The organism is Oceanobacillus phoenicis, from assembly GCF_047238145.1.
Classification (GTDB): domain Bacteria; phylum Bacillota; class Bacilli; order Bacillales; family Amphibacillaceae; genus Oceanobacillus.
Genome location: NZ_JBDFME010000001.1, coordinates 3279175 through 3301259, shown reverse-complemented (window position 1 = coordinate 3301259; position 22085 = coordinate 3279175). Strand labels below are relative to the sequence as shown.

The window sequence follows — 22085 nt, the reverse complement described above, 5'->3', positions numbered from 1 at the left end:
AATGATATAGTATGTTTAAATGGTATATGAGGGGAAGGAGGGAATTACTGTGGATGAGGCACTAAAAGAAAATTTAATGGGTGCATTAGAAAATGTTATTGACCCAGAATTAGGTATAGATATTGTAAATCTTGGTTTGATTTATGATGTAGATATGGAAGACGATGGTTTATGTGTGGTTACAATGACATTAACAGCAATGGGATGTCCTTTATCTGCACATATTGAATCAGATATCAAACATGCACTTTCCGATATACCTGAAGTAAAAGAAACGAAGGTAAGTATTGTATGGGATCCACCATGGGGTAAAGATAAGATGTCACGCTATGCTAAAATCGCATTAGGTATTCCAGATTGATTAAAAAACACTGCTAATAATTTAATTTTAGCAGTGTTTTTTAATGTGTGTTGACTTCTTGTTCATTGAGCCTCTGCAATTTTTTCTTCTTTTTTGGAAGATCTTCTATAATAAAATTCGAAAAGGAATAAAGCTACGATAACAATTGCTGCAGCAACCAAGTATAGATTTGAGAAGCCAATACCCGACACAATTAAACCCCATACAAAAGATCCGATTGCGATTCCTAAATCATATAGAATAAAAAATGTTGATGTTGCATGAGAACTTCGATTTTCAGGAGAAGTTTGTATTGCGATGGTTTGGAAACCAGGTAGTATAGAACCATATCCTAAACCAATTAATCCTGCCGCAAGTAACAGCATCCAAGAACTGTTCGTAATACTTAATGCAATTAAACCTATTGCAAAGAAAGTTAAACAAGGTAAGAGTACGAATCTCGGTCCTTTAAGGTCAAAACTTCTTCCTATATACGGTCTAGTTATAAGCATCACTGCAGCAAAAACTAAGAAAAAGAAACTTGCGGCTGATGCAAGACCTATCGACGTAGCATATACAGATATAAATGACATTACACTGGCATAAGACAATGATGCTAAACTTGCAATGATTGCGATTGGCAATGCGCGTGTTTCAATAAAATCATGAATAGACAGTCGTTGTTTTTTAATAGTGTTTTCTTTTATTACTATACTTTCTTCAACTTGAACCATCATGGAGTTAATTAGTGCAACTATCATTAAAACACCTAAAATAATAAATAATGTTTGAAAGCTTACATATTGAATCAACGTAAGACCAATAAATGGTCCTAAAACAACTGCGACATTCATTGCCATAGCAAAATAACCTAAACCTGCACCTTTACGAGAAGCTGGTATGATATCAGCTGCAATTGCCCCAGTAGCAGTTGTGATAATTCCAAATGAGAAGCCATGGAAAAAGCGTAAAACTAATAAGGAAGTATAGGATTCAATAAATAAATATAAAAAAGAGGTAATCATATATATAGTAACACTTATGACTAGCCCTTGTTTTTTGCCAATTTTATCTAATAATTTTGCGGAAAAGAATCGGACAATAATAGCAGCGAGCAACATTGCTGTTACGACTAATCCACCTTCAGCCTCGTTACCTCCAAGTTGATCAATTACATAAATAGGCAGCGTGGTTAATAACGCATAGAAAGATAAAAATATTAAAAGTTGTACGAGAGATATACTGATAAAGCTTTTTGTCCAAATTTTTTCTAGATTCATTTTATTACTCCTCTGGTGTTAATTTACTAAGTAGTTGATATAATAATTTTCGTTCTTCTTGATTTAATGAATGAAGCATATCATCATCAAATTCTTTCATTGTTCTTTTAACTGTTGGTAGTAGTGCCTTGGCTTCTTCGGTTAAATAAATCATTTTTTCTCGTTTATCTTCTCCGGGTATCCGCTCTACCCATCCATTTTTCTCAAGTCTAGATAAGGTTCTTGTTACTGTAGGTGCTTCTATGTTTAGGTATTTCCATATACTTGTCTGAGTTGTTGGCTCTGCCTGGTCAAGGCAAAACAATATTGCCCATTGCGAGGCATACAAATCATACTTTCGTAGACGTTGATTCATTTCTTTGTTGAAATAACGATAGTTCTGATTATATAAGTGTAGAATATCTTTACTCTCTAAATTTTCCATGGTTTCCTCCTAATTATTTACCTAGGTAAATAAAATCACTTGAACTATTCTATACCTCTTGCTATGTAATGTAAATAGCTTTGTGAATAATTATCAAAATAAGTATTTGCGAACGATAACAATTCGGACATTTCTGCTCCAATTAAAAAGACCTCAAAACAAGTTACCATAAACTTGTTTTGAGGTCTTAAGAAATTTTATAGGAATATTAATACTAATATACCGACAATCACACAGTAGTATGCAAAATATTTAAGGTTTCCATGTCGCATAATATTCATAAACCATTTTAAAGCAAAATAAGATGCGATAAATGCAGTAACAAATGCAACTAAATATGGTATCCATAATTCTTGTACATGAGGATCTCGTACAATATTTGGAATCTCTAATATAGAAGACCCTAAACTAACTGGAATATATAATAGGAATGAAAACCGTAATGCGGTCTCTTGTTTCATCCCCATTAACATAGATGCTACTAATGTAGCTCCTGATCTACTTATACCAGGTGTAACTGCTACAGCTTGTGCTAGTCCTACGATTACAGCATCTTTTGTAGATAGATCTCCTTCTATCTTTCTTCCGCGCAAATTACGAATCATCCATATTGCTGCAGCAGTTATTAGCAGTGTTATTCCAACAACAGTTGTACCGTCCTCGCCAATAAATGCTCCAATTTCATCTCCAAATAGTACACCAACGACTCCGACTGGAATAGTGGCAATCACAAGATAAACTACAAACATAAAATCGCTTTTTGATTCTTTCTCTTGCTTGAATATGAAGTTCCAACTATTAATTGCTAAACGGACAATATCTTTACGATAGATAAGTAATACGGCAAGTAATGATGCTAAGTTTACAAATATCTCAAAAGATAATCCTCGTGCTTCAATTCCAAATAATTCTCGAAATATAATTAGATGCCCACTCGAAGAAATGGGAATAGGCTCCGTGATACCTTGAACAAGCCCAAGAATAAAATAATGCACGATTGTCCAAAAATTTTCAAACACATTCATGATTTTAACTCCTTCATTCAATTTTCTGAGTTTTTTTCACCACTCCAAATAAAAATGCATAGGCTAACATGGAGGAGGCTAAAAAATGACTAATAAAACAATGTATGACCAATGTAGCGAGCATATTCACTTATATGTATTAATACAAATGAATGATGGATCTCAGATAGATGGTATTGTTACAGGTGTTGATAACGAAAATGTCCACCTTGCAGTTCCGATTGATTACTCGCAAGCAAATCATTCGTATGATCAACGTGTTTTTTGGCCAGGGTATGGTGGATTTGGATATCCTGGTTTTGGAAGAAGAAGGTTTAATCGTTTGATTTTACCTCTCGCTGCATTAGCGGCAATAAGTGTTCTTCCTTGGTATTAATAAGGAAAACCCTTGCCATCTTTGCTGGAAGGCAAGGGTTTCTCCGAAATTATTCTGTTTTTTCTTTTAAAATGCCATCCCCAAGGACGAATACAACAATAGAAAAAATTGCTGTGAGAATGACTGCATTTTGAATCAAGAAAGGTTCCCCACCCATACTTGAAAGTACATAAGATACAGCAGCGGCAATTAGGAATGACCAAAAGATTGTCATTATGTAACGCATTATTAAACACCTCACTCAATTATAATCAAATTAACTTTAATCACATACAATTCATTAACAGTTATATTCTAACATGTATTCTATTATTTTGCTTATTAATTATTCAATAAATCTTATTAAATATTTGAACGAAATAGGAGGAGATATAGCAATGAGGTTATTGGTTGTAAACTGCAATAGTTGGGTAGGATATCATATAGTAGATGCATTATTAATGGAAGGCTTCTCGGTTGATGGAGTTATTGCCACTAACGAACCAGGTGACTTAGAAATGTATTTTGGGAGAAATAGTCTATTTGAGGAAGCTACACTAAAAACAAAGAAAGAGTATGACATTGGAATCATTATAGATGATTTTATAACTGATTTACCAAAAGGGGTGAAGCAATGGATTTCTATATCAATAACCCATGATAAACGAATCGAATCTGGTCCCTGCACAATGACCTATATATATCCATCATTACTAGTAGGTGAATGGATGGAAATGAATAATCAAGGAATCTACAGAAATGATAAGTTTATTCGATTTGATTCTAGTTATTTTAAAAAACAAGCAATCTATATTACTGACTTTGTAAATGCATTATTACATTGGATACAAATGGATACTTTACCTTCTTCTTTTCAAGTTTTTCCTAAACAGGAAAACATTTCGAACAAGAAAGTTGAAAAAAAGGTATTTCTCCGTAAAAATAGAAGTATAGACACAATTGTACAGTCATTAAAGAAACATTATGAACAGTTCCAAAAATGATCTTTGAAATTATTATTGTGAAAATGGAATGGAGTGTGTGTGTTTTGAAGAAGTTATTCATAGCAATTTTATTTGTTTTTGTATGCACTCTTTCCGCTTGTTCTTATTTTGAAACTGGAAACATACAAAATGTAGGTTTTCTTGTAGAGACGGAGATAGATGCTAATCCATGGACAAAAACGGGATATGAAGGCATGCAAGATATTGAAAATCAGTATCAAGTAGATGTTTTATACAAAGAAAATATTCAATCATTGCAAGATGTTAGGGTTGCTGTAGATGAACTTGTACAAGATGGTGTCAATCTTATTTTCGGTCATAGTAATATGTATGGGGAGTATTTCATGGAATTGGCAGATAGTTATCCAGATGTTCATTTTGTTTATATGAATGGTGGTGAGGTAAAAAGTAATGTTACCTCTTTAAATTTTGATGGACATGCTATGGGGTTTTTTGCAGGTATGGTTGCTGGAAAAATGTCTACGAATAATGAAGTTGGAATCATTGCAGCGCATTCTTGGCAGCCTGAGATAGAAGGTTTTTATGAAGGGGTAAAACATGTTAGTCCTACCTCAGAAATTGAGTTAAGTTATCTTAATGACTGGAATAATACTGAACTTGCTTTAGAGGTCTATGACGAAATGAAAGAAGAGGGTGTCGACGTTTTTTATCCTATTGGGGATGCATTTAGTGAACAAATTATTGAAAAAGCAGAAGAAGATAAATTATTTGCGATTGGATATTTGACTAACCAAATGAAACTTGCACCTAATACTGTACTTACAAGCACTTTGCAACATATAGATCGATTATATCTACATGTTACTGATCTTTTTGATAAATCTGATTTACAAGGTAAGATTTATCATTTTGATTTTCAAGACGATTTTGTTGCACTTGAAAAATTAAATGATTCTATCCCAGATGAATTCCAAGAAAATATAAAAAATGACATTCAACGATTTAAGGAAACGGGAAACCTTCCTAATGAAGATAATTAAATGAAAAGTTCACATTAAATCTATAAAAGAAGCTTAATGTTGAGCTTTTTTGTACTTAATAGTTATCTATTGTGCTTGAAGTTATTCACTTGATTTTTTGCATTTTATACATTAAAATTAGTACCAAGTCATAATAATTGATAGTAATTATGTTAGTAAAGGGGAGAGCTGTCAAATGAATATCGGTATTTTGGGAACCGGACATTACTTGCCAACAAATGTTGTTACAAATAATGATTTAGAAAAAGTCGTAGACACGAATGACGAATGGATTCGTACGCGAACTGGTATAAAAGAAAGAAGATTAGCAACAGATGAAGTGGACACTTCTGATATGGCTTTTCACGCAGCTCTTGGTGCATTAGAAGAAGCGAATTTGAAAGCGGAAGATATTGATTTAATATTAGTAGCTACGGTTACACCAAATACATCATTTCCATCTGTTGCTTGTATCATTCAAGATCAACTTGGAGCGAAGAATGCAGCGGCTATGGATGTTAGTGCTGCTTGTGCTGGGTTTATGTATGGATTGATTACTGCTAAACAGTTTATCGATACAGGTGCTTATAAACATATATTAGTAGTCGGTGCAGAGAAACTATCTAAGATCACTGATTGGTCCGATCGTACAACATGTGTGTTATTTGGAGATGGCGCAGGTGCAGCAGTAGTTGGTGAAGTTAGTGAAGGGAAAGGTATTCTATCATTTGAATTAGGAGCCAATGGTGCTGGAGGGAAAGAACTATACTTGAATCATGATGATCACATCATCATGAATGGTAGAGAAGTATATAAGTTTGCAGTCCGTCAAATGCCTGATTCAACAGTAAATGTGATTGAGCAGTTAGGTTTATCACGTGACGATGTAGATTATCTTGTGCCTCATCAAGCCAATATTCGTATAATGGAAGCTGCTAGAGAAAGATTAGGTATCTCAGAAGATAAAATGGCCAAATCTATCGAGAAGTATGGAAATAATTCTTCAGCATCTATACCTATGGCTTTATCTGAAGCGGTAAAAGAAGGTAAAATAAAAGATAACGATTTAATAGTATTAGTAGGTTTTGGTGGAGGCTTAACCTGGGGAGCAGTTGCGCTTCGTTGGGGTAAGTAACCAGTTATTTTGGAAGGAGGATATAAAACATTGAATAATCGAGTTGTTATTACAGGATTAGGCGCTTTAACCCCAGTAGGCAATAATGTAGATGAAATGTGGGAGAGTGTGACGACAGGGAAATCAGGAATAGATTTTGTCACGAAGGTGGATAAAGATTTATTCCCAGCGAAAGTAGCAGCAGAAGTGAAAAACTTTGATCCAACGCAGTACATGGATAAAAAAGATGCACGTAAAATGGATCCATTTACACAATATGCAGTTGCTGCGGCTAAAATGGCTGTAGAAGATGCGAATTTAACGATTAATGAAGCGAATGCAGAACGAGTGGGAGTATGGATTGGTTCTGGAATTGGTGGAATGAAAACATGGGAAGATCAGCATACCAAGTTCATTGAGAAAGGGGCAAAACGTGTAAGTCCTTTCTTTGTACCGATGATGATACCAGATATGGCTGCTGGTCAAGTTTCGATCCAATTAGGTGCAAAAGGAATCAATTCTTGTTCTGTCACAGCTTGTGCATCAGGTGCCAATTCGATTGGAGATGCTTTTAAAGCAATTCAGCGAGGAGATGCAGATATAATGATATCTGGGGGTACAGAGGCACCAATATCAGATATGGCATTTGCAGGATTTTCCTCTTCAAAAGCGTTATCTACGACTGAGGATCCACAAAAAGCAAGTCGTCCTTTTGATAAGAATCGTAATGGATTCGTTATGGGAGAAGGTGCAGGAATCTTGATATTAGAGTCTTTAGAATCTGCACTGGGAAGAGACGCAACTATATATGGGGAGATAGTTGGTTATGGTGCAACAGGCGATGCTTATCATATTACTGCACCTGCTGAGAATGGAGAAGGTGCAACTCGAGCAATGCAAATAGCATTAAAAGATGCCGATTTAGACCCCTCAGAAGTACAGTATGTGAACGCTCATGGAACGAGCACAGATTTAAATGACAAGTATGAAACTCAGGCTATTAAGTCTGTATTTGGAGACCATGCAAATAATTTAGCAATATCATCTACTAAGTCAATGACTGGTCACTTATTAGGAGCTGCAGGTGGAATTGAAGCCGTAATATCTATTAAAGCAATTCAAGATAGTATTATTCCACCAACAATTAATTATGAAACACCAGATCCAGAATGCGATTTGGATTATGTTCCAAATGAAGCAAGAAAACAAACAGTAGATGCAGTAGTAAGTAATTCATTAGGATTTGGTGGACATAACGTTGCTTTGGTATTTAAAAAATTTGTGAAATAATCGTTTGTTATATTCTTTAAAAATGGAGATTTAGGTAGATTACCTAAGTCTCTTTTTTATTTTTGGGAAAATCTAGCATTCTTTTCTGTTTTCATTCATAGAATAAACTATATTTTGGACAAGCTGATGAGAGGCGATTAGATGGGGTATGTGTTTCTATTCTTAGTAGGTTTTGGAATGGCGGTAACGGGTGGAGTTACGATGATTGCATATATGAATTTCTTACCTGCTGGATTATCGTGGATAGATTATTTTGTTTTTGTTGCTGGTAGACTTGAATGTTATTTTTTACCTATTGGTGTATGTCTTATGTTAATTACACTTCAACGTTATCCAAAATAAAATACATGCAGTTCTCGAATAAAATTGTACTCTGATGGTCATAATGTATCTTAAAACGGTATAAAAGTGAGGGCTGAGATATGTTGTACTTACATGATGTTTGGGTGAATTGGTTTGAAGGTGAAGAAAACGGATATAATGTTTGTCATTTTCATGAATGGAGAAAAGAAGATACGATTGAATTACTTGATCAGGTTCCATTGCTGTACATAAGTAAAGAATTATTACACTACATTGAGAACGATATGCATGACCTGCCAAAGTCTTTATTAGATACGATTTATAAGCGAGGCTATACGAGAAAAGGACAAAAGAGAACAGTTGTTGAATATGCTGCTGTTGTAACAGACGGTGATAATATTCTTGCATTTGACACAGTAGGTTATTATATCCCAATCCGTAAAAGTCGCTTAATTCCGCGTCAAGAACAATTGGTTTATGACATGATAGAAAACAACAAACCAGAGAACTTTGAATTCGAAAATAAGATGCATGACAAAGAATACCATATGCTTTCGATGCCTCCGGAATATATCTTTGGTTTGACTCGAAAAGAAAGACAACTAAAACAGTTATTAATGATTGGATTAGATCAATTAAAAACTACTAATAATAAAGAAGAGTTACGTTATTGGTTAACAGAGTGGGATCCAAAGCAATATCCGTCTATACGATATATGGATGAAGGACAAGTGTGGAATGCCTTATATGATGGAGTAAAGCATGGTTGGAGTAGTGCTCATGAGGACTTATGCAGTAAACTTATTCGCGGACAGGCATTTTTAGAACGAATGTGGGAAGCGGAAATGGGTAATGAACAGCATACTTCAAATCAAAAGTAAAAACTGGTTTCCTCGTTCATGATTATGTGAGCGAAGAAACCAGTTTTATTTTTGCATAGGAAATGATAAAATATTTTTCCTGAAAGAAACAAAGAAGTGCTACCATTGTTAACCCACCACTAAAAATAGGAGTGCATCCGTTGCGTTTCTACACGGTGGCTTTGAGATTTTGTTCTCCAACTTCGGATGAATAAAGTTGTAATTTATTTCCGTCCTAATCCCATTGCTTTTTTGGCTTTTCTAATTGTTTTTCCAGCCGACATAGATGCTTTATTTCGACCTTGATCAAGGATGGCGTCTAATTCATCTGATTGAATTAATTGCTCATATTTTTCTTGAATAGGACGAAGTGTATCAATAACAGCATTCGCAACGCCTTGTTTGAAATCACCATAGCCCTTTCCTTCATATTTCTTTTCTAAATCAGCGATTGATTCACCAGTACAACTAGAATAAATCGTTAGAAGGTTAGAAACTCCGGGTTTATTTTCTTTATCGAATTTAACAATTCCTTCAGAATCGGTTACGGCGCTTTTAATCTTCTTCTCAATACGTTTTGGTTCATCTAACATAGAGATAAAACCTTTTTGATTTGTATCGGATTTACTCATTTTTTTGGTAGGTTCTTGAAGAGACATAATCCGTGCACCGACTTTTGGAATACGTACTTCAGGTACAGTAAAGATATCATTGAATCGATTGTTAAAACGTTGTGCAAGATTTCGAGCTAACTCTAAGTGTTGCTTTTGATCATCTCCAACTGGGACAACATCAGTTTTATAAAGTAAGATATCAGCTGCCATAAGAGAAGGATAAGTTAATAGAGCAGATGAAATCGCTTCTTGCCCCTGTGATTTGTCTTTATACTGGGTCATTCTTTCCAATTCACCAACATAACTTATGGATTGTAACATCCAACCTAATTGAGTATGCTCTGGAACTTCCGATTGAATAAATAGCGTGGAAGAATCTGGATTAATTCCTGATGCAATGTATAAAGCTGCTAATGATTTAATGTTTTTACGTAATTCAAGTCGATCCTGGGGAACTGTTATTGCATGTTCATCTACAATACAGAAATAACAATTATAATCGTTTTGTAATTCCACAAATTGTTGGATTGCTCCTAAATAGTTTCCAATAGTTAATGTACCACTTGGTTGAATACCAGAAAAAATTGTTTTCATTTCATTCACCTCAATAAATTTAATCATTAAAAAAAGCCCATTCTCCCCAAATCTAGGGACGAATGAACCGCGTTGCCACCCTTATTATCTTGTACTCACAAGATCACTTCATTAGAAAAGCTCCAAAGCCCAATTCCTATTTACCTTGATACTTGTTTTCACCAACCACAAGCTCTCTATTAATCAGTGGGTAAAGAGTACTACATCTTCTTCATCGCTTAGAATATTAATTTTTTTACTATTATATCCAGAGTAAAAAGAAAAAGCAAGAGAGAACCAAGTTTAAAGTTTAGGTATATATTCATATTGTGATTTACATACACCGTATTCAATTATAAAGTTAACTTATCAAAAATAAGTACAAGAGAATAATGTAGAATTTTCTGCTTAGAAGTTTTCGATTATCATAATACGGGAATAGAAAGAAAAGCTAAGCAGAGTATATAGAATAAAGAAAGCTAAGAAAAAATTTTGAGGATATCATTTTTATCATTTAAATGTTGTTTTCTTTCCTATATACTAAAATTATCATACATACAGGAGATTGATTTATATGCGGAATTGGCAAAAGAAGTTTATTGGGGTGTTCACGGTAACATTATTTATTAGCATGATCTTTGGAAATTCGACAAAAGCAGAAGATGAAATTAATGTTGAAGCAAGTTTACATAAAGAACGATCGACCAATTTACAAGTAATAGATACATCACAAAGAATAGAACGTTTTTCTTTTGATTCCGGATATAACTTCGAATATCCTGATGCAGTACGAGGAATTTATGTAACAGGAAATTCTGCTGGAGGCGAGAAGTTTAATTCATTAATTGATTTTGTAAATTCAACAGACTTAAATACAATGGTTATTGATGTAAAAGAAGATCATGGGAATTTAACCTTCATACCTGAAGAAGGATCTCCTTATGAAGATATGGCTACTAATGTTATTTCTGATCCTGAACAAATGATGAAACGATTAGAAGAAGAGCAAATATATCCGATTGCACGTGTAGTTGTTTTTAAAGATAGTGTATTAGCTCATAAACGTCCAGATTTATCCTTTACGAAAGATGGAGAAGTTTGGGAGAACGGAAAAGGAGAAGCGTTTGTAAATCCTTTTGAACAAGAAGTGTGGGAATATAATATTGAAGTTGCAAAAATGGCAGCTGAGATGGGCTTTAAAGAGATTCAATTTGACTATGTGCGTTTCCCTGAGGGATTTGAGACTAAGGATGAAGAATTAGAATACACACTAGGTGATTATAAAGATGTTAATATGAATAACATAAAGAAACGAGTAGAAGCAGTATCGGATTTTGTGGCTTATGCAAAAGAAGAACTAAGTGATTATGATGTAGATGTATCTGTAGATATATTTGGGTATGCTGCAACGATTGAAGAGGCGCCAGGAATTGGACAGAATTTCTCTCGTATTTCTGAAAATGTAGATATCATTTCTTCCATGATTTATCCGAGTCATTGGTCATCATACTTCGGGATAGAAAAGCCGGATACAGAACCATATAATCTTATTAATGAGTACTCTAAAGTAGAGAATCAGGTCTTAGGAGCTCTAGAAGAACCTCCAGTATCTCGACCATGGTTGCAAGATTTTGAAGCACCATGGTTGTATAGTGGATCTACATTCCAATATGGTAAGAGTGAAGTAGAAGCACAAATACAAGCGCTATATGAGAATGGTATTAATGAATTCTTGTTATGGAACTCGGGTAACACTTACACGAAGGATGTAGATTACTTAATAGGAAAAGATGAATAAGTAAAGCAAAACTCTCCTCTAAATGCTATTAAAAGAGGAGAGTTTTTGATTTGAGTTAAAAGGGAAAAAAGTATATAAAAAGCAATGAATATACGTATATGAACTATGTATCATTTAACATCTTGAATGAACTTAGCTATAATTAGAGATAATAATCAAAAAAGGGGTAAATTCATGAATTGGTATGAGAAATTAAATGATTATTTTCCAGTTGAAGAAATGAAATCAAAAAAGCATATGGAGCTATTACTTGAGGAGAAAGGTGACGTATATTTTAAAGATGAGAGTCCGCAACATGTATTGATGTATGCGGAGTTTAATACATTTATTTTTATAGACTATGTATGGGTATCTGCTCAAACAAGAGGTCAGGGGATAGGGCATAAGTTAATAGATAAATTAAAGCACAAACAAAAACCGATAATACTTGAGGTGGAGCCCGTCGATTATGAGGATTCTGATTCAGAAAAACGACTTCATTTTTATCACCGAGAAGGTTTTAAACATGCACAGTCAATTGGTTATAATCGACGTTCCTTAGCAACAAATGAAGAAACAACAATGGAAATCTTATATTGGTCTCCAAATGATGATTCTGAAGAAGTGATTTATGGGCAGATGAAACAAATGTATGAAGACATTCATACATACAAAGATAAGGAAATTTACGGAAAAGAATATCAATCATCTGAAGAAGTGTTAAGCTATGATGAGAAGCGTGAAGCGGTTAATCTATTAGATGAACTAACGAAAAGATCTTCTCAGTAATAAAAAAGCCGAGTTATTACCTGGGAATCAGGATGATAACTCCGGCTTTTTTATTATTTAAGAACTTTGGTTACTTGTTTCTCCAATCGGAATATTATTATTTAAACGTTCAGCTAGACCACCTGATGAACCATTATCCGTTCCTTCTAATAAATTCTCTTTAAAGTTATATGCGCTAGAGCCGTGCTCTGCAAAATCAAGTCCTGACATTTCTTCCTCTTCAGAAACACGTATCGGAGAAATTTTGTTAATTACATAGGTGAAACCACCAACGGTAATAGCAACCCAAGCAATAACTGCAATTACTCCGATGGCTTGGATACCTAATTGTGAAATACCATTTCCGTAGAAAAGCCCGGTATTAACAGAGAATAACCCAATTGCTAACGTACCCCAAATTCCACATATTCCATGTACAGCAATAGCTCCTACTGGATCGTCCACTCGTAATTTTGTATCTAAGAAACGAATTCCTTCTACAAGTACTACACCAGAAATTAGACCGACAATGATTGATCCCCCAAGAGAAATTTCTGCGGCACCTGCAGTAATACCTACTAGTCCACCAAGAACACCGTTCATCGATAATGATGCATCTACCTTCTTAAATCGTATTTTTGTATATAAAGAAGAAGATACTAAGGCAGCGGATGTAGATAGTAACGTTGTTCCAATTACATATGGTACTAGTGATGGATCAGCTGCTAATGTACTACCTCCATTAAAACCGAACCAACCTAACCAAAGAATGAAAACTCCTAAAGCACCTAAAGGTAAATTATGACCTTGGATAACATTAACTTTCTTTCCTTTATATTTTCCAATACGAGGTCCAAGTATTAGCACTACCATGAATGCACCAACTGCTCCAGTTAAGTGAACAACAGTGGAACCTGCGAAATCACTAAATCCCATTGCAGTTAACCAACCATCTCCTTGCCAAACCCAATGGCCGACAACTGGATAAATGATTGTTGTCATTGCTGCAACAATAAGAACATAACTTCCTAGCTTAATTCGTTCTGCAACTGCACCGGAAATAATGGTTGCACAAGTAGCAACAAACATAGCTTGGAATACAAAAAAGTCTATTTCACCAACTCCGCTAAGTAAAAATCCATCACTACCTATAATGGAGCCAGCCGAAGAACCAAACATAATGCCATAACCCACTATAAAAAATAAAATAGCAGCGACACTTATTGTTAAGAAATTTTTCATAAGGATGTTTAATGTATTCTTAGATCTTGTGAATCCAGATTCTACCATAGCGAATCCTGCATGCATAAAAAATACTAAAAATGCACCTAACATTACCCAAATTAAATTAATGGATAATTCTAATGATTCAGGAGTAGGTGTGGCAGCATAAACAGGAGTAGCTAAAAGTAAGAGTACTGTAGTTAAAAGCAAACTTTTCTTCAACATGGATGATAATCCCCCTTAATAATTTATAAAACTGCTTCCATACCACGTTCACCAGTACGAATTCGAATAACTTCTTCCACTGGAGAAACAAAGATTTTCCCGTCGCCTATATTTCCTGTCTTACAACTTTTAATAATAATATCGACAATTTTTTCTAATTGGCTTTCTTCCACTACCATTTCTACTTTTAATTTGGACAGCAATTGAATTTGAAATTCTGTCGAACGATAAACTCCTGTTTGACCTTTTTGCTTTCCTGTACCTGCAACTTCGGTAACAGTTAAACCACCAATACCTATTGAAGATAACTCATCACGTAGAGACTGGAATTTTTCTGGACGAATAATTGCTTCCAATTTTTTCATTACTCCACCCCTTTTATTAATGTTAGATTTCCTAACACGGTTAGTTATGTAAATTATCATAATTGTTTTATTGTTGTTTTGCAAGTATTTTTTACTATGTTTTTAGAAAATTTAGAAGAAAACGTTTTCAATATTTTGTGGAATTAGTTTGAAAAAAAGGTTTAATTTTAATATTCATCGGGAATGTTACTTATAAATGAGAAACATTATAAACAATTAAATGAAATTTAATTGTACCCCTACCTTTTGGTAGCTAAATGTAGTATAATAACTACATATGAGTTATTTAGACTTATTATAATTTAATAAGTTGGTTAATGAACTCGAAAATATATATTAGATTGAGGAGTGAAGTTACATGGTAACACTTTATACCTCACCAAGCTGTACTTCCTGCAGGAAAGCAAGAGCGTGGCTGGAAGAACACAACATACCTTTTACAGAACGTAATATTTTTTCTGAGCCATTAAGTCTCGATGAAATAAAAGAAATATTGCGGATGACAGAGGATGGCACGGATGAGATTATTTCCACAAGATCAAAAGTATTCCAAAAATTGGATGTAAATATTGATCAACTGCCAATGAAAAACTTATTCAATCTAATCCAGAAAAATCCTGGATTGTTGCGTAGGCCAATTATATTAGATGAGAAGCGTCTTCAAGTTGGTTATAATGAAGATGAGATTCGTCGATTTTTACCAAGAACAGTTCGCACATTCCAATTACGTGAAGCACAACGTATGGTTAATTAAATATAAAATAATAAACAAAGAAAAGACGCAGGAGTATTTCTGCGTCTTTTCTTTGTTTTTACAGTTAGATAAAATGACAAACATGTCGAAATACGGTAGAATAACTAACTAGCGAATGATTCTAAAAGAGAAGATTTCATTATCATTCAAGCGTTATAAGCATTAAAAAATGGAAAATAAAAATTAAAAAAGATAGGCATATTAATTTCCATCGTTCCGTACACTATCATACAATAGAGGTATGAAACCAATTAAAGATTAAAATAGAACGTTAACGGGTACATGCATTATAAATAGGTTAGTGTGATATTAATTTACTTTAAAGCACGCTTGATGCACATGGGGAAGGTAGCGGAATAGCTTCTATAATCAAGAAGGGAGAGCGTGAATATGGAGATAGAAAGAATAAACGAAAATACAATTAAGTTCTACATTTCGTATTTAGATATAGAAGAGCTTGGCTTTGAAAAAGAAGAAATATGGTATAATCGCGAAAGAAGCGAACAGCTATTTTGGCAAATGATGGATGAGGTAAATTATCGAGAAGACTTTAATCCTGAAGGGCCGCTTTGGATTCAAGTGCAGGCAATGGAAAAGGGTTTAGAAATCATCGTTACGAAAGCGAAAGTATCCAAGAATGGGGAACATCTTGAATTAGATACGGAAGATGGCAGCGTAGATATCCCTGTTGATGAAAAAATAGAAAGTATTCTTGGTGATAAATTCGGAAAAAACCTTAGTGACTCCGAAGAATCTGATAGTGATGATGATAATGATTTAACTGAAGATAATTTATGGATTATTGTAGAATTTGATGATTTTGAAGATTTAATTCAGTTAAGTCATCAATTCGAAGATATATCTAATTTTGGAGAAGAGACGTTATATTTCTATAACGGGAAATATTACTTGTATATGGAATTCTCCTATGATGTATTAGATGATAATCGACAAGAAGATGTAATCAGTCAAGTACTAGAGTATGCATCTGATTCATCTGTTTCTATTCATGTATTAGAAGAATATGGAAAGAAAGTAATGGAAAACGATACCTTCAGCAATATTAGGGAACATTTTCCGTTACACTTGAAATAAACATTCTCTTTTAAAAGAGGTGTTTATTTTTTTTTGGGAGGATTTCTATAAGAACTGTCGAATTAGTAGTTTAATACAGGAGGTGAACAAATGAAGTGCAAAAAGCAATAAACAAACATGGTAAGCCCATTATATTATTTCAAGAACATGATAGAAATATTGCCCTATGGAAACAGAACAAAGAACCTTTTTATTGTCCGAACTGTAATTCTAAATTAATTATTCGGTCAGGTAGAAAAGTTATTCCCCATTTTTCACACTTGCCAAATTCAATTTGCAGACATGGAAATGGAGAGGGAATGTACCATGAAATGGGAAAATATTTACTTTATCAATGGTTATCTGACCAAAATATTGAGGTTGATCTAGAAGTATATTTTCCACAAATTAATCGAAGAGCCGATTTAGTAATTAATGTACTAAATAAAGTAATTATTATTGAATTTCAGTGTGCGAAAATATCCGCAGAAGAAATCGCTGAAAGAACAAGTGCATACAATCAACTTAATCATCATGTTATCTGGATTGTTGGGATGAATCATTTTAGGAGGTTGGGTAATAACCAATTTAAATTAAATACCTTTCTTCAAACTTGTATACACCTATTTCCACAGCAAAAAATTCCTGTTTTATATTTCTTCGATCCAATCTCTCAGCATTTTGCCACGCTTACACATATTTATGAATATCAAGTTACCAAAGCCTTTGCTACGATTACAATTACCTCAATACAAACTATCGAATTTCAACGAATTTTTAAAGAAATGCCTATTTCCGTAAAGTTTCCTCAAGATTGGATAAGGCAAGTTCAACGAATACGTAATAAACCGGTAATTCATTCAGGTAAAGAGATGAATTGGAGAAGGAAACTATATGAGCAAGGTATTATTTTTCATTATTTACCCAGTATATGCTTTTTGCCAAATAAATGGCAAATCCACATGAATACCCCTTTTTGGATGTGGCAATCGGAAATATGTATAAATCTAATACAACATCTATCTATATCTGATACATTAACCATTTCCAGGTGTACAAAGTTATTAGATGAGAATATTATGAATCAATTACCAAATGTTCATCAAAAATATTCTGCCATACATTCATTTTTAACAAATCTCGAATTCCTCGGTTATTTTAAAAAGATCTCCGATTCTACGTATGTTAAATTAAAGGATATAGAAATGTATGCCCATTTGGAGGAAGCGCTTAAAGGTGACCAAAAAATAATAACGCAATTATTTTTGGAAAAAAAGGGCAAAATGTGAGCATGATTCTATATTATTTCGTTATACTAAGTAATATACTGTGTTGAGAGAAGATAAGGAGGAGTACACATGAGTAAGGCAAAACAATTACCTAAAAGAGATGACATACCCAAAGAGCTTACTTGGAAATTAGAGGATATTTTTGCTAGTGATGATGAGTGGAAAGAAGAACTTAAATCATTAAGAGAGACGTTTCCTAAAATAACAGAATTTAAAGGGAAGCTACATGAATCCGCGGATACTTTATATTCTTTATTTAAAATGCAAGATGAGCTTTCTCAGCGTTTAGGTATGTTATATACTTATGCACATATGCGTTATGATCAAGATACAACCAACTCTTTTTATCAGGGGTTGAATGCACAAGCAGAGAATTTAATAACGATTGCATCAAGTAATCTAAGTTTTATTGTACCTGAGATACTTACAATAGAAGAAAATAAATTGCAACAGTTTGTAGAAGAACATGAAGGATTACAAGGATACAAGAAAGTACTTGAAGATATTAATCGACAACGTCCGCATGTGTTAAGTGAAAAAGAAGAAGCGTTATTAGCAGAAGCATCTGAGCCGATGTCTACAGGATCTCAAACTTTTGGAATGCTAAATAACGCAGATTTAACATTCCCATCGATCACCAATGAAGATGGAGAAGAGGTAGCTGTAACACATGGAAGATATTCTACATTTTTAGAGTCAAAGGATAGAGACGTTAGAAAAAGTGCGTTTGATGCTGTGTATCAAACATATGAAAACTTTAAAAATACATTTGCTTCAACCTTAAGTGGTACGGTAAAAGCGCACAACTTTAGCGCAAAAGTACGTAACTATGATAGTGCTAGACAATCTGCTTTGGATGATAATAATATTCCAGAAAAAGTTTACGATAACTTAGTAGAAGCAGTAAATGAACGATTACCATTGCTACATCGTTATACAAAGTTACGTAAAAAAGTATTGGAATTAGAGGAGTTGCATATGTATGATCTGTACACTCCATTAGTGAAAGATGTAAAAATGAAGGTAACATATGAAGAAGCAAAAGATTATGTATTAAAAGGTCTAAAACCACTCGGTGACGACTATAAAAAAGTATTAGAATCTGCATTTGAGAATCGTTGGATTGATGTCGAAGAAAATAAAGGGAAGCGAAGCGGTGCGTATTCATCTGGTGCTTATGGAACAAATCCATACGTTTTGATGAATTGGCAGGATGATATTAACAATACATTTACACTAGCACATGAATTAGGTCACTCTGTGCATAGTTATTATTCAAGAAAGCATCAGCCGTTCCGTTATGGTAATTATTCTATCTTTGTAGCAGAAGTTGCTTCTACTACAAACGAAGCATTGTTAAATGATTACTTATTAAATCATTTAGAAGATGAAAAGGAAAAGTTATATATCTTAAACCATTTCTTAGAAGGATTTAGAGGTACATTGTTCCGTCAAACAATGTTTGCTGAATTTGAACATGAAATTCACAAACAAGATCAGGATGGTGAAGCATTAACAGCAGAGAAATTCACACAAATTTACTATGAATTAAATAAGAAATATTTTGGTGAAGATGTAGTTTCCGATGATTATATTGGATTGGAGTGGGCTAGAATACCTCACTTCTATTACAATTATTATGTGTACCAATATGCGACAGGATATTCTGCTGCTACTGCACTTGCACATAATATATTAGAAGGAAAAGAAGGAGCCGTTGATCGCTATTTACAATTCTTACAATCCGGCAGTAGTGAAGATCCGATTGATGTATTGAAAAAAGCCGGTGTTGATATGACATCCAAACAACCAATTTTAGATGCATTAGATGTCTTTGAAGAAAAATTAGCGGAAATGGAACAATTATTGAGCTAAGTAAAAAGAGTTCGAGTTAACATACTCGAACTCTTTTTACATTCTGGTACATACTTTTACTCGAATTCATAAAACATAAGAGTTATCGATATGACGTATTCATTTTACTGATCGAATGTAAAGTTAAATATATACAAATAATAAAAAGGGGAGCTGTAAAATACACTGGCATCATTTTTAACAAAGCAAGTAAATTTAAGAAGAATGCTAAAACGGTAAGGATAAAGAATAGAAATGGGAAATAATTTTTGCGCCTACGCATCTTTGCCAACTTCCTCCTTTCATAAGTTGGAATGAACTAGCTAGTAGAGTCTATGTATAGCGTAATTAATTTAGAAGTGAACTTTTTGTGAAAACATGAACATAACTGTTGCATCTATAACGATGAATTGTTAATATTAAAATGTAAGTTGAATACAAACAAATACCCCTTTTGTTTGATCATGAAACTTTCTCCCATCCCCCTTTGTAGATATACAAAGACGGAAATAGGATATACGCTGCCCCGTATATCCTATATTTTTGTTATAAAAAAGCTAAGACTCTGCCCGAGTCTTAGCTTTTTTTAGTGTCTATATATTTCCAGAATGAACCGTACTTTGCTGGGATCCGATCCACAATTTGTTGAAACTGTAATTTTTTCATTTCTTTCTCTGCTTTATCTAAAGACCAATCATATACGACAGATATTTCTTTTGTTCCCACCACTTCGTATTGTTTTAAAAAATCAATTAAAGGTGGTGTAGCTGATGGAATTGGTGTTTTTTGCAAAATCTCTTTTAGAACGAGCTCATAGATGTCGTACGGATAAAGTCCAGAAATTTTGATACCTTCCTCCTCAACAGATTGATTGAAAAAAACGATTGTTGGAATATAATCAACTTCCATCTCTCTCGTTAATTTTAAATCACACTGTAGTGCTTTTTTTGCGCTAGAAGAAAATAAATCACGTTCAAATTCTTCAATATCTAAGTTCGCTTCGGTTGCGCATTTTAATAGTATTTTTTCTTCGGAAATATTCTCTTTATTAATAAATAAGTTCTCCTGGAGCTTGCGTACAAACATTTTTCCTGCTTTTTTTCCTTGTAGCTCTGCAGCTTTTATTGCTAAGGAAGGTACATAAGGATAATCGATTGGATTTTCATCCCATATATCACCATCACAACTCATCCCTGTCCGTTTTGCAGTTCGCTCCCAAATGTCTTTTAATTTTTTTGGTTTTTCAAATACATCTACATTAAGATTAGATAATTGACCACTTACAATTTGCCTAATGGTAAAAAAACGTCCGTATTCAACAGAAAGTTTTTTTATATACGGTTCTAATGACCAACATTCTGCACATAATGGATCAATAAAAACATACATTTCTATTGGCTTCTGAACATAATCAATATAGTTATAATTGGGCGATGTGTTTGTATGATTTGAGCTAGTAAGCTCTTGTTGATTCCAACTCACATCGGATTCTCCTTTCTCTCATTCAGGCATATTCATCATGTGATTAGCAGTTAGTGTTAAACGTTCCATCATAGCTGTACGATAGGGTTCTTTAATTTCAGCTTCTTCTAAAGCTGCTGCCATACATGTTAACCAAGCATCTCTTCGTGTTGGTGTAATGGGAAAGGGAAGGTGTCTCCTACGTAACATTGGGTGACCTCTTTCTTCTTCATACAATCTAGGTCCACCGAAAAATTGTGTAAGAAACATCATTTGTCTCCGGATTGTTTCTGTTAAGTCATCTGGAAATATTGGCTTTAAATCTGGATGAACCTTAACTCTTGTATAAAATGCATGAACAATATTATGCATTACTCTATAGCCACCAATGGCTTCATAAATGGTACGATGTTCAATCTGTTCCATAACAATTCTCCTTGTGTAACTATTGTAGCAACCCAGTTATGGTTGTTCAACCAATCTGATTGAGGAATATTTCTCCATAATCTTTAAAAACGTTACATTTGTTGGAAAAAACGCTCTATTTTAGAAGGAGTTTGTCGAATAGGTATATTATATTTGTTTAGTAAAATATGAAATACTTTTTCCCCATGTTCTTTTGTAGAAGCTTCTAATTCTAATTCAAAATCCTCTGTATCTAAATAATTACTATGATCTAAAACCAATTGAGTACCATTAAATTCAATTTCCATTCGATTGGTTGTCAGGTATCCAGCATAATTAAGATTAGAAGGTGAGATATTCATTTCATTTAATTGTTTAGTTGTATGTGGTTTTGAAATTATTTCACCTTGTATCCATTTCTGAAATTCTTTCTCCGTTAAAGCATCATGAGTCTCTAACAATCCTTCTTCATGTGGTTGTTTTAAGGTTAAATAATATTGATTCTGCTTCTTTCTAATTCGTAAAGCTGATCCATGTTTCTTCAAATCAAAATTTTTTGTCTCAAAATAATAGTTCGTTTGTTCAACAGATGAAGTTGGAAAGGATAAATCCTTTTGTAACTGAATATATTCATCCTTGGTTAATAAATTTTTATATTCGATTTCAATTTCTTGTGACATCGTTATTGTTCTCCTATTCGTTGATAGCTTATATCTATTATGGCTAA

Annotated in this window: 24 protein-coding genes and 1 other annotated feature; of the genes, 14 read left to right on the top strand and 10 right to left on the bottom strand. The window is 33.7% G+C overall.

From position 1 onward, the window contains the following. Positions 1-49: 49 nt before the first annotated feature. Positions 50-361, top strand: a complete 312-nt coding sequence (locus ABC346_RS16595; protein ID WP_413235905.1) for a metal-sulfur cluster assembly factor — start codon at positions 50-52, stop codon at positions 359-361. 62 nt (positions 362-423) lie between these two features. Here ABC346_RS16595 and ABC346_RS16590 read toward each other — a convergent pair whose 3' ends face one another. The 3 genes from ABC346_RS16590 to ABC346_RS16580 all read right to left on the bottom strand — a co-directional run bounded on the left by ABC346_RS16590 (position 424) and on the right by ABC346_RS16580 (position 3069). Further along, the gene (locus tag ABC346_RS16590; protein ID WP_413235904.1) at positions 424-1620 is read right to left on the bottom strand and encodes an MFS transporter; all 1197 of its coding nucleotides are present in this window, start codon (positions 1618-1620) and stop codon (positions 424-426) included. A 4-nt stretch (positions 1621-1624) separates the two neighbouring features. Further along, positions 1625-2044 carry a MarR family winged helix-turn-helix transcriptional regulator gene (locus ABC346_RS16585; protein WP_413235903.1) on the bottom strand — a complete coding sequence of 140 codons (420 nt, stop codon included), beginning with the start codon at positions 2042-2044 and terminating at the stop codon, positions 1625-1627. A gap of 197 nt (positions 2045-2241) precedes the next feature. Then, entirely contained in the window at positions 2242-3069 is an 828-nt protein-coding gene (locus ABC346_RS16580) for an undecaprenyl-diphosphate phosphatase (RefSeq protein WP_413235902.1), read from the bottom strand. Between the two features lie 85 nt (positions 3070-3154). On the opposite strand from ABC346_RS16580, the gene ABC346_RS16575 reads away from it, so the two are divergent. Continuing rightward, the gene (locus ABC346_RS16575) at positions 3155-3445 is read left to right on the top strand and encodes a hypothetical protein (RefSeq protein ID WP_413235901.1); all 291 of its coding nucleotides are present in this window, start codon (positions 3155-3157) and stop codon (positions 3443-3445) included. 49 nt (positions 3446-3494) lie between these two features. Here the strand turns inward: ABC346_RS16575 and ABC346_RS16570 are convergent, their stop codons facing one another. After that, positions 3495-3671, bottom strand: coding sequence for a YjzD family protein (locus tag ABC346_RS16570; RefSeq protein ID WP_413235900.1), 177 nt, complete (start codon positions 3669-3671; stop codon positions 3495-3497). A gap of 151 nt (positions 3672-3822) precedes the next feature. Between ABC346_RS16570 and ABC346_RS16565 the strand changes: the two genes are divergently transcribed. The 6 genes from ABC346_RS16565 (at position 3823) to ABC346_RS16540 (ending at position 8996) form a co-directional block, all read left to right on the top strand. Continuing rightward, positions 3823-4428: a hypothetical protein gene (locus ABC346_RS16565; RefSeq protein ID WP_413235899.1), complete on the top strand. Its 606-nt coding sequence runs from the start codon at positions 3823-3825 to the stop codon at positions 4426-4428. 35 nt (positions 4429-4463) lie between these two features. After that, complete coding sequence (locus ABC346_RS16560; protein ID WP_413236568.1) at positions 4464-5429, top strand: BMP family ABC transporter substrate-binding protein; 966 nt, start codon at positions 4464-4466, stop codon at positions 5427-5429. A 175-nt stretch (positions 5430-5604) separates the two neighbouring features. Continuing rightward, complete coding sequence (locus ABC346_RS16555; protein ID WP_413235898.1) at positions 5605-6543, top strand: beta-ketoacyl-ACP synthase III; 939 nt, start codon at positions 5605-5607, stop codon at positions 6541-6543. 30 nt (positions 6544-6573) lie between these two features. After that, the gene (gene fabF, locus ABC346_RS16550; protein WP_413235897.1) at positions 6574-7812 is read left to right on the top strand and encodes a beta-ketoacyl-ACP synthase II; all 1239 of its coding nucleotides are present in this window, start codon (positions 6574-6576) and stop codon (positions 7810-7812) included. Between the two features lie 141 nt (positions 7813-7953). After that, positions 7954-8154, top strand: a complete 201-nt coding sequence (locus ABC346_RS16545) for a YuzI family membrane protein (RefSeq protein WP_413235896.1) — start codon at positions 7954-7956, stop codon at positions 8152-8154. An 80-nt stretch (positions 8155-8234) separates the two neighbouring features. Then, positions 8235-8996 carry a YjbA family protein gene (locus ABC346_RS16540; protein ID WP_413235895.1) on the top strand — a complete coding sequence of 254 codons (762 nt, stop codon included), beginning with the start codon at positions 8235-8237 and terminating at the stop codon, positions 8994-8996. A gap of 203 nt (positions 8997-9199) precedes the next feature. On the opposite strand, the gene trpS is transcribed toward ABC346_RS16540, so the two are convergent. Beyond that, entirely contained in the window at positions 9200-10183 is a 984-nt protein-coding gene (gene trpS, locus ABC346_RS16535; protein WP_413236567.1) for a tryptophan--tRNA ligase, read from the bottom strand. A gap of 51 nt (positions 10184-10234) precedes the next feature. Continuing rightward, positions 10235-10407: a binding site (T-box leader), on the bottom strand. A gap of 329 nt (positions 10408-10736) precedes the next feature. Here trpS and ABC346_RS16530 point away from each other — a divergent pair. Both ABC346_RS16530 and ABC346_RS16525 read left to right on the top strand, forming a co-directional pair. After that, entirely contained in the window at positions 10737-11960 is a 1224-nt protein-coding gene (locus ABC346_RS16530; RefSeq protein WP_413235894.1) for a putative glycoside hydrolase, read from the top strand. A 174-nt stretch (positions 11961-12134) separates the two neighbouring features. After that, the gene (locus tag ABC346_RS16525; RefSeq protein WP_413235893.1) at positions 12135-12728 is read left to right on the top strand and encodes a GNAT family N-acetyltransferase; all 594 of its coding nucleotides are present in this window, start codon (positions 12135-12137) and stop codon (positions 12726-12728) included. Between the two features lie 57 nt (positions 12729-12785). Here the strand turns inward: ABC346_RS16525 and ABC346_RS16520 are convergent, their stop codons facing one another. Further along, a complete protein-coding gene (locus ABC346_RS16520) occupies positions 12786-14156 on the bottom strand; it encodes an ammonium transporter (protein WP_413235892.1) in 1371 nt (456 codons plus the stop codon). Between the two features lie 23 nt (positions 14157-14179). Then, positions 14180-14521, bottom strand: a complete 342-nt coding sequence (locus ABC346_RS16515) for a P-II family nitrogen regulator (protein ID WP_413235891.1) — start codon at positions 14519-14521, stop codon at positions 14180-14182. Positions 14522-14879: 358 nt separating this feature from the next. Between ABC346_RS16515 and spxA the strand changes: the two genes are divergently transcribed. The 4 genes from spxA (at position 14880) to pepF (ending at position 19513) form a co-directional block, all read left to right on the top strand. After that, complete coding sequence (spxA, locus tag ABC346_RS16510; protein ID WP_011065612.1) at positions 14880-15275, top strand: transcriptional regulator SpxA; 396 nt, start codon at positions 14880-14882, stop codon at positions 15273-15275. A 390-nt stretch (positions 15276-15665) separates the two neighbouring features. After that, a complete protein-coding gene (gene mecA / locus ABC346_RS16505) occupies positions 15666-16370 on the top strand; it encodes an adaptor protein MecA (protein ID WP_413235890.1) in 705 nt (234 codons plus the stop codon). Positions 16371-16465: 95 nt separating this feature from the next. Beyond that, positions 16466-17638 (top strand): competence protein CoiA family protein, encoded by a 1173-nt coding sequence (locus ABC346_RS16500; protein ID WP_413235889.1) that lies wholly within the window; start codon positions 16466-16468, stop codon positions 17636-17638. A 69-nt stretch (positions 17639-17707) separates the two neighbouring features. Further along, on the top strand, positions 17708-19513 hold the full coding sequence (pepF, locus tag ABC346_RS16495; RefSeq protein ID WP_413235888.1) for an oligoendopeptidase F: 1806 nt from the start codon (positions 17708-17710) through the stop codon (positions 19511-19513). Between the two features lie 555 nt (positions 19514-20068). Here pepF and ABC346_RS16490 read toward each other — a convergent pair. From ABC346_RS16490 to ABC346_RS16480, 3 genes are all read right to left on the bottom strand, one after another. Further along, on the bottom strand, positions 20069-20974 hold the full coding sequence (locus ABC346_RS16490) for a ClpXP adapter SpxH family protein (RefSeq protein ID WP_413235887.1): 906 nt from the start codon (positions 20972-20974) through the stop codon (positions 20069-20071). Positions 20975-20992: 18 nt separating this feature from the next. Then, positions 20993-21379, bottom strand: coding sequence for a globin domain-containing protein (locus ABC346_RS16485; protein WP_413235886.1), 387 nt, complete (start codon positions 21377-21379; stop codon positions 20993-20995). Positions 21380-21471: 92 nt separating this feature from the next. Next, on the bottom strand, positions 21472-22038 hold the full coding sequence (locus ABC346_RS16480; protein ID WP_413235885.1) for a CYTH domain-containing protein: 567 nt from the start codon (positions 22036-22038) through the stop codon (positions 21472-21474). Between the last annotated feature and the right edge of the window lie 47 nt (positions 22039-22085).

Coding starts and splice junctions, on each gene's coding strand:
- mecA (WP_413235890.1), top strand. CDS start 15,666: ATGGAGATAGAAAGAATAAACGAAAATACAATTAAGTTCTACATTTCG.
- ABC346_RS16485 (WP_413235886.1), bottom strand. CDS start 21,379: ATGGAACAGATTGAACATCGTACCATTTATGAAGCCATTGGTGGCTAT.
- ABC346_RS16525 (WP_413235893.1), top strand. CDS start 12,135: ATGAATTGGTATGAGAAATTAAATGATTATTTTCCAGTTGAAGAAATG.
- ABC346_RS16515 (WP_413235891.1), bottom strand. CDS start 14,521: ATGAAAAAATTGGAAGCAATTATTCGTCCAGAAAAATTCCAGTCTCTA.
- trpS (WP_413236567.1), bottom strand. CDS start 10,183: ATGAAAACAATTTTTTCTGGTATTCAACCAAGTGGTACATTAACTATT.
- ABC346_RS16585 (WP_413235903.1), bottom strand. CDS start 2,044: ATGGAAAATTTAGAGAGTAAAGATATTCTACACTTATATAATCAGAAC.
- ABC346_RS16590 (WP_413235904.1), bottom strand. CDS start 1,620: ATGAATCTAGAAAAAATTTGGACAAAAAGCTTTATCAGTATATCTCTC.
- ABC346_RS16555 (WP_413235898.1), top strand. CDS start 5,605: ATGAATATCGGTATTTTGGGAACCGGACATTACTTGCCAACAAATGTT.
- spxA (WP_011065612.1), top strand. CDS start 14,880: ATGGTAACACTTTATACCTCACCAAGCTGTACTTCCTGCAGGAAAGCA.
- ABC346_RS16480 (WP_413235885.1), bottom strand. CDS start 22,038: ATGTCACAAGAAATTGAAATCGAATATAAAAATTTATTAACCAAGGAT.
- ABC346_RS16580 (WP_413235902.1), bottom strand. CDS start 3,069: ATGAATGTGTTTGAAAATTTTTGGACAATCGTGCATTATTTTATTCTT.
- ABC346_RS16540 (WP_413235895.1), top strand. CDS start 8,235: ATGTTGTACTTACATGATGTTTGGGTGAATTGGTTTGAAGGTGAAGAA.
- ABC346_RS16570 (WP_413235900.1), bottom strand. CDS start 3,671: ATGCGTTACATAATGACAATCTTTTGGTCATTCCTAATTGCCGCTGCT.
- ABC346_RS16520 (WP_413235892.1), bottom strand. CDS start 14,156: ATGTTGAAGAAAAGTTTGCTTTTAACTACAGTACTCTTACTTTTAGCT.
- ABC346_RS16575 (WP_413235901.1), top strand. CDS start 3,155: ATGACTAATAAAACAATGTATGACCAATGTAGCGAGCATATTCACTTA.
- ABC346_RS16545 (WP_413235896.1), top strand. CDS start 7,954: ATGGGGTATGTGTTTCTATTCTTAGTAGGTTTTGGAATGGCGGTAACG.
- ABC346_RS16530 (WP_413235894.1), top strand. CDS start 10,737: ATGCGGAATTGGCAAAAGAAGTTTATTGGGGTGTTCACGGTAACATTA.
- ABC346_RS16565 (WP_413235899.1), top strand. CDS start 3,823: ATGAGGTTATTGGTTGTAAACTGCAATAGTTGGGTAGGATATCATATA.
- pepF (WP_413235888.1), top strand. CDS start 17,708: ATGAGTAAGGCAAAACAATTACCTAAAAGAGATGACATACCCAAAGAG.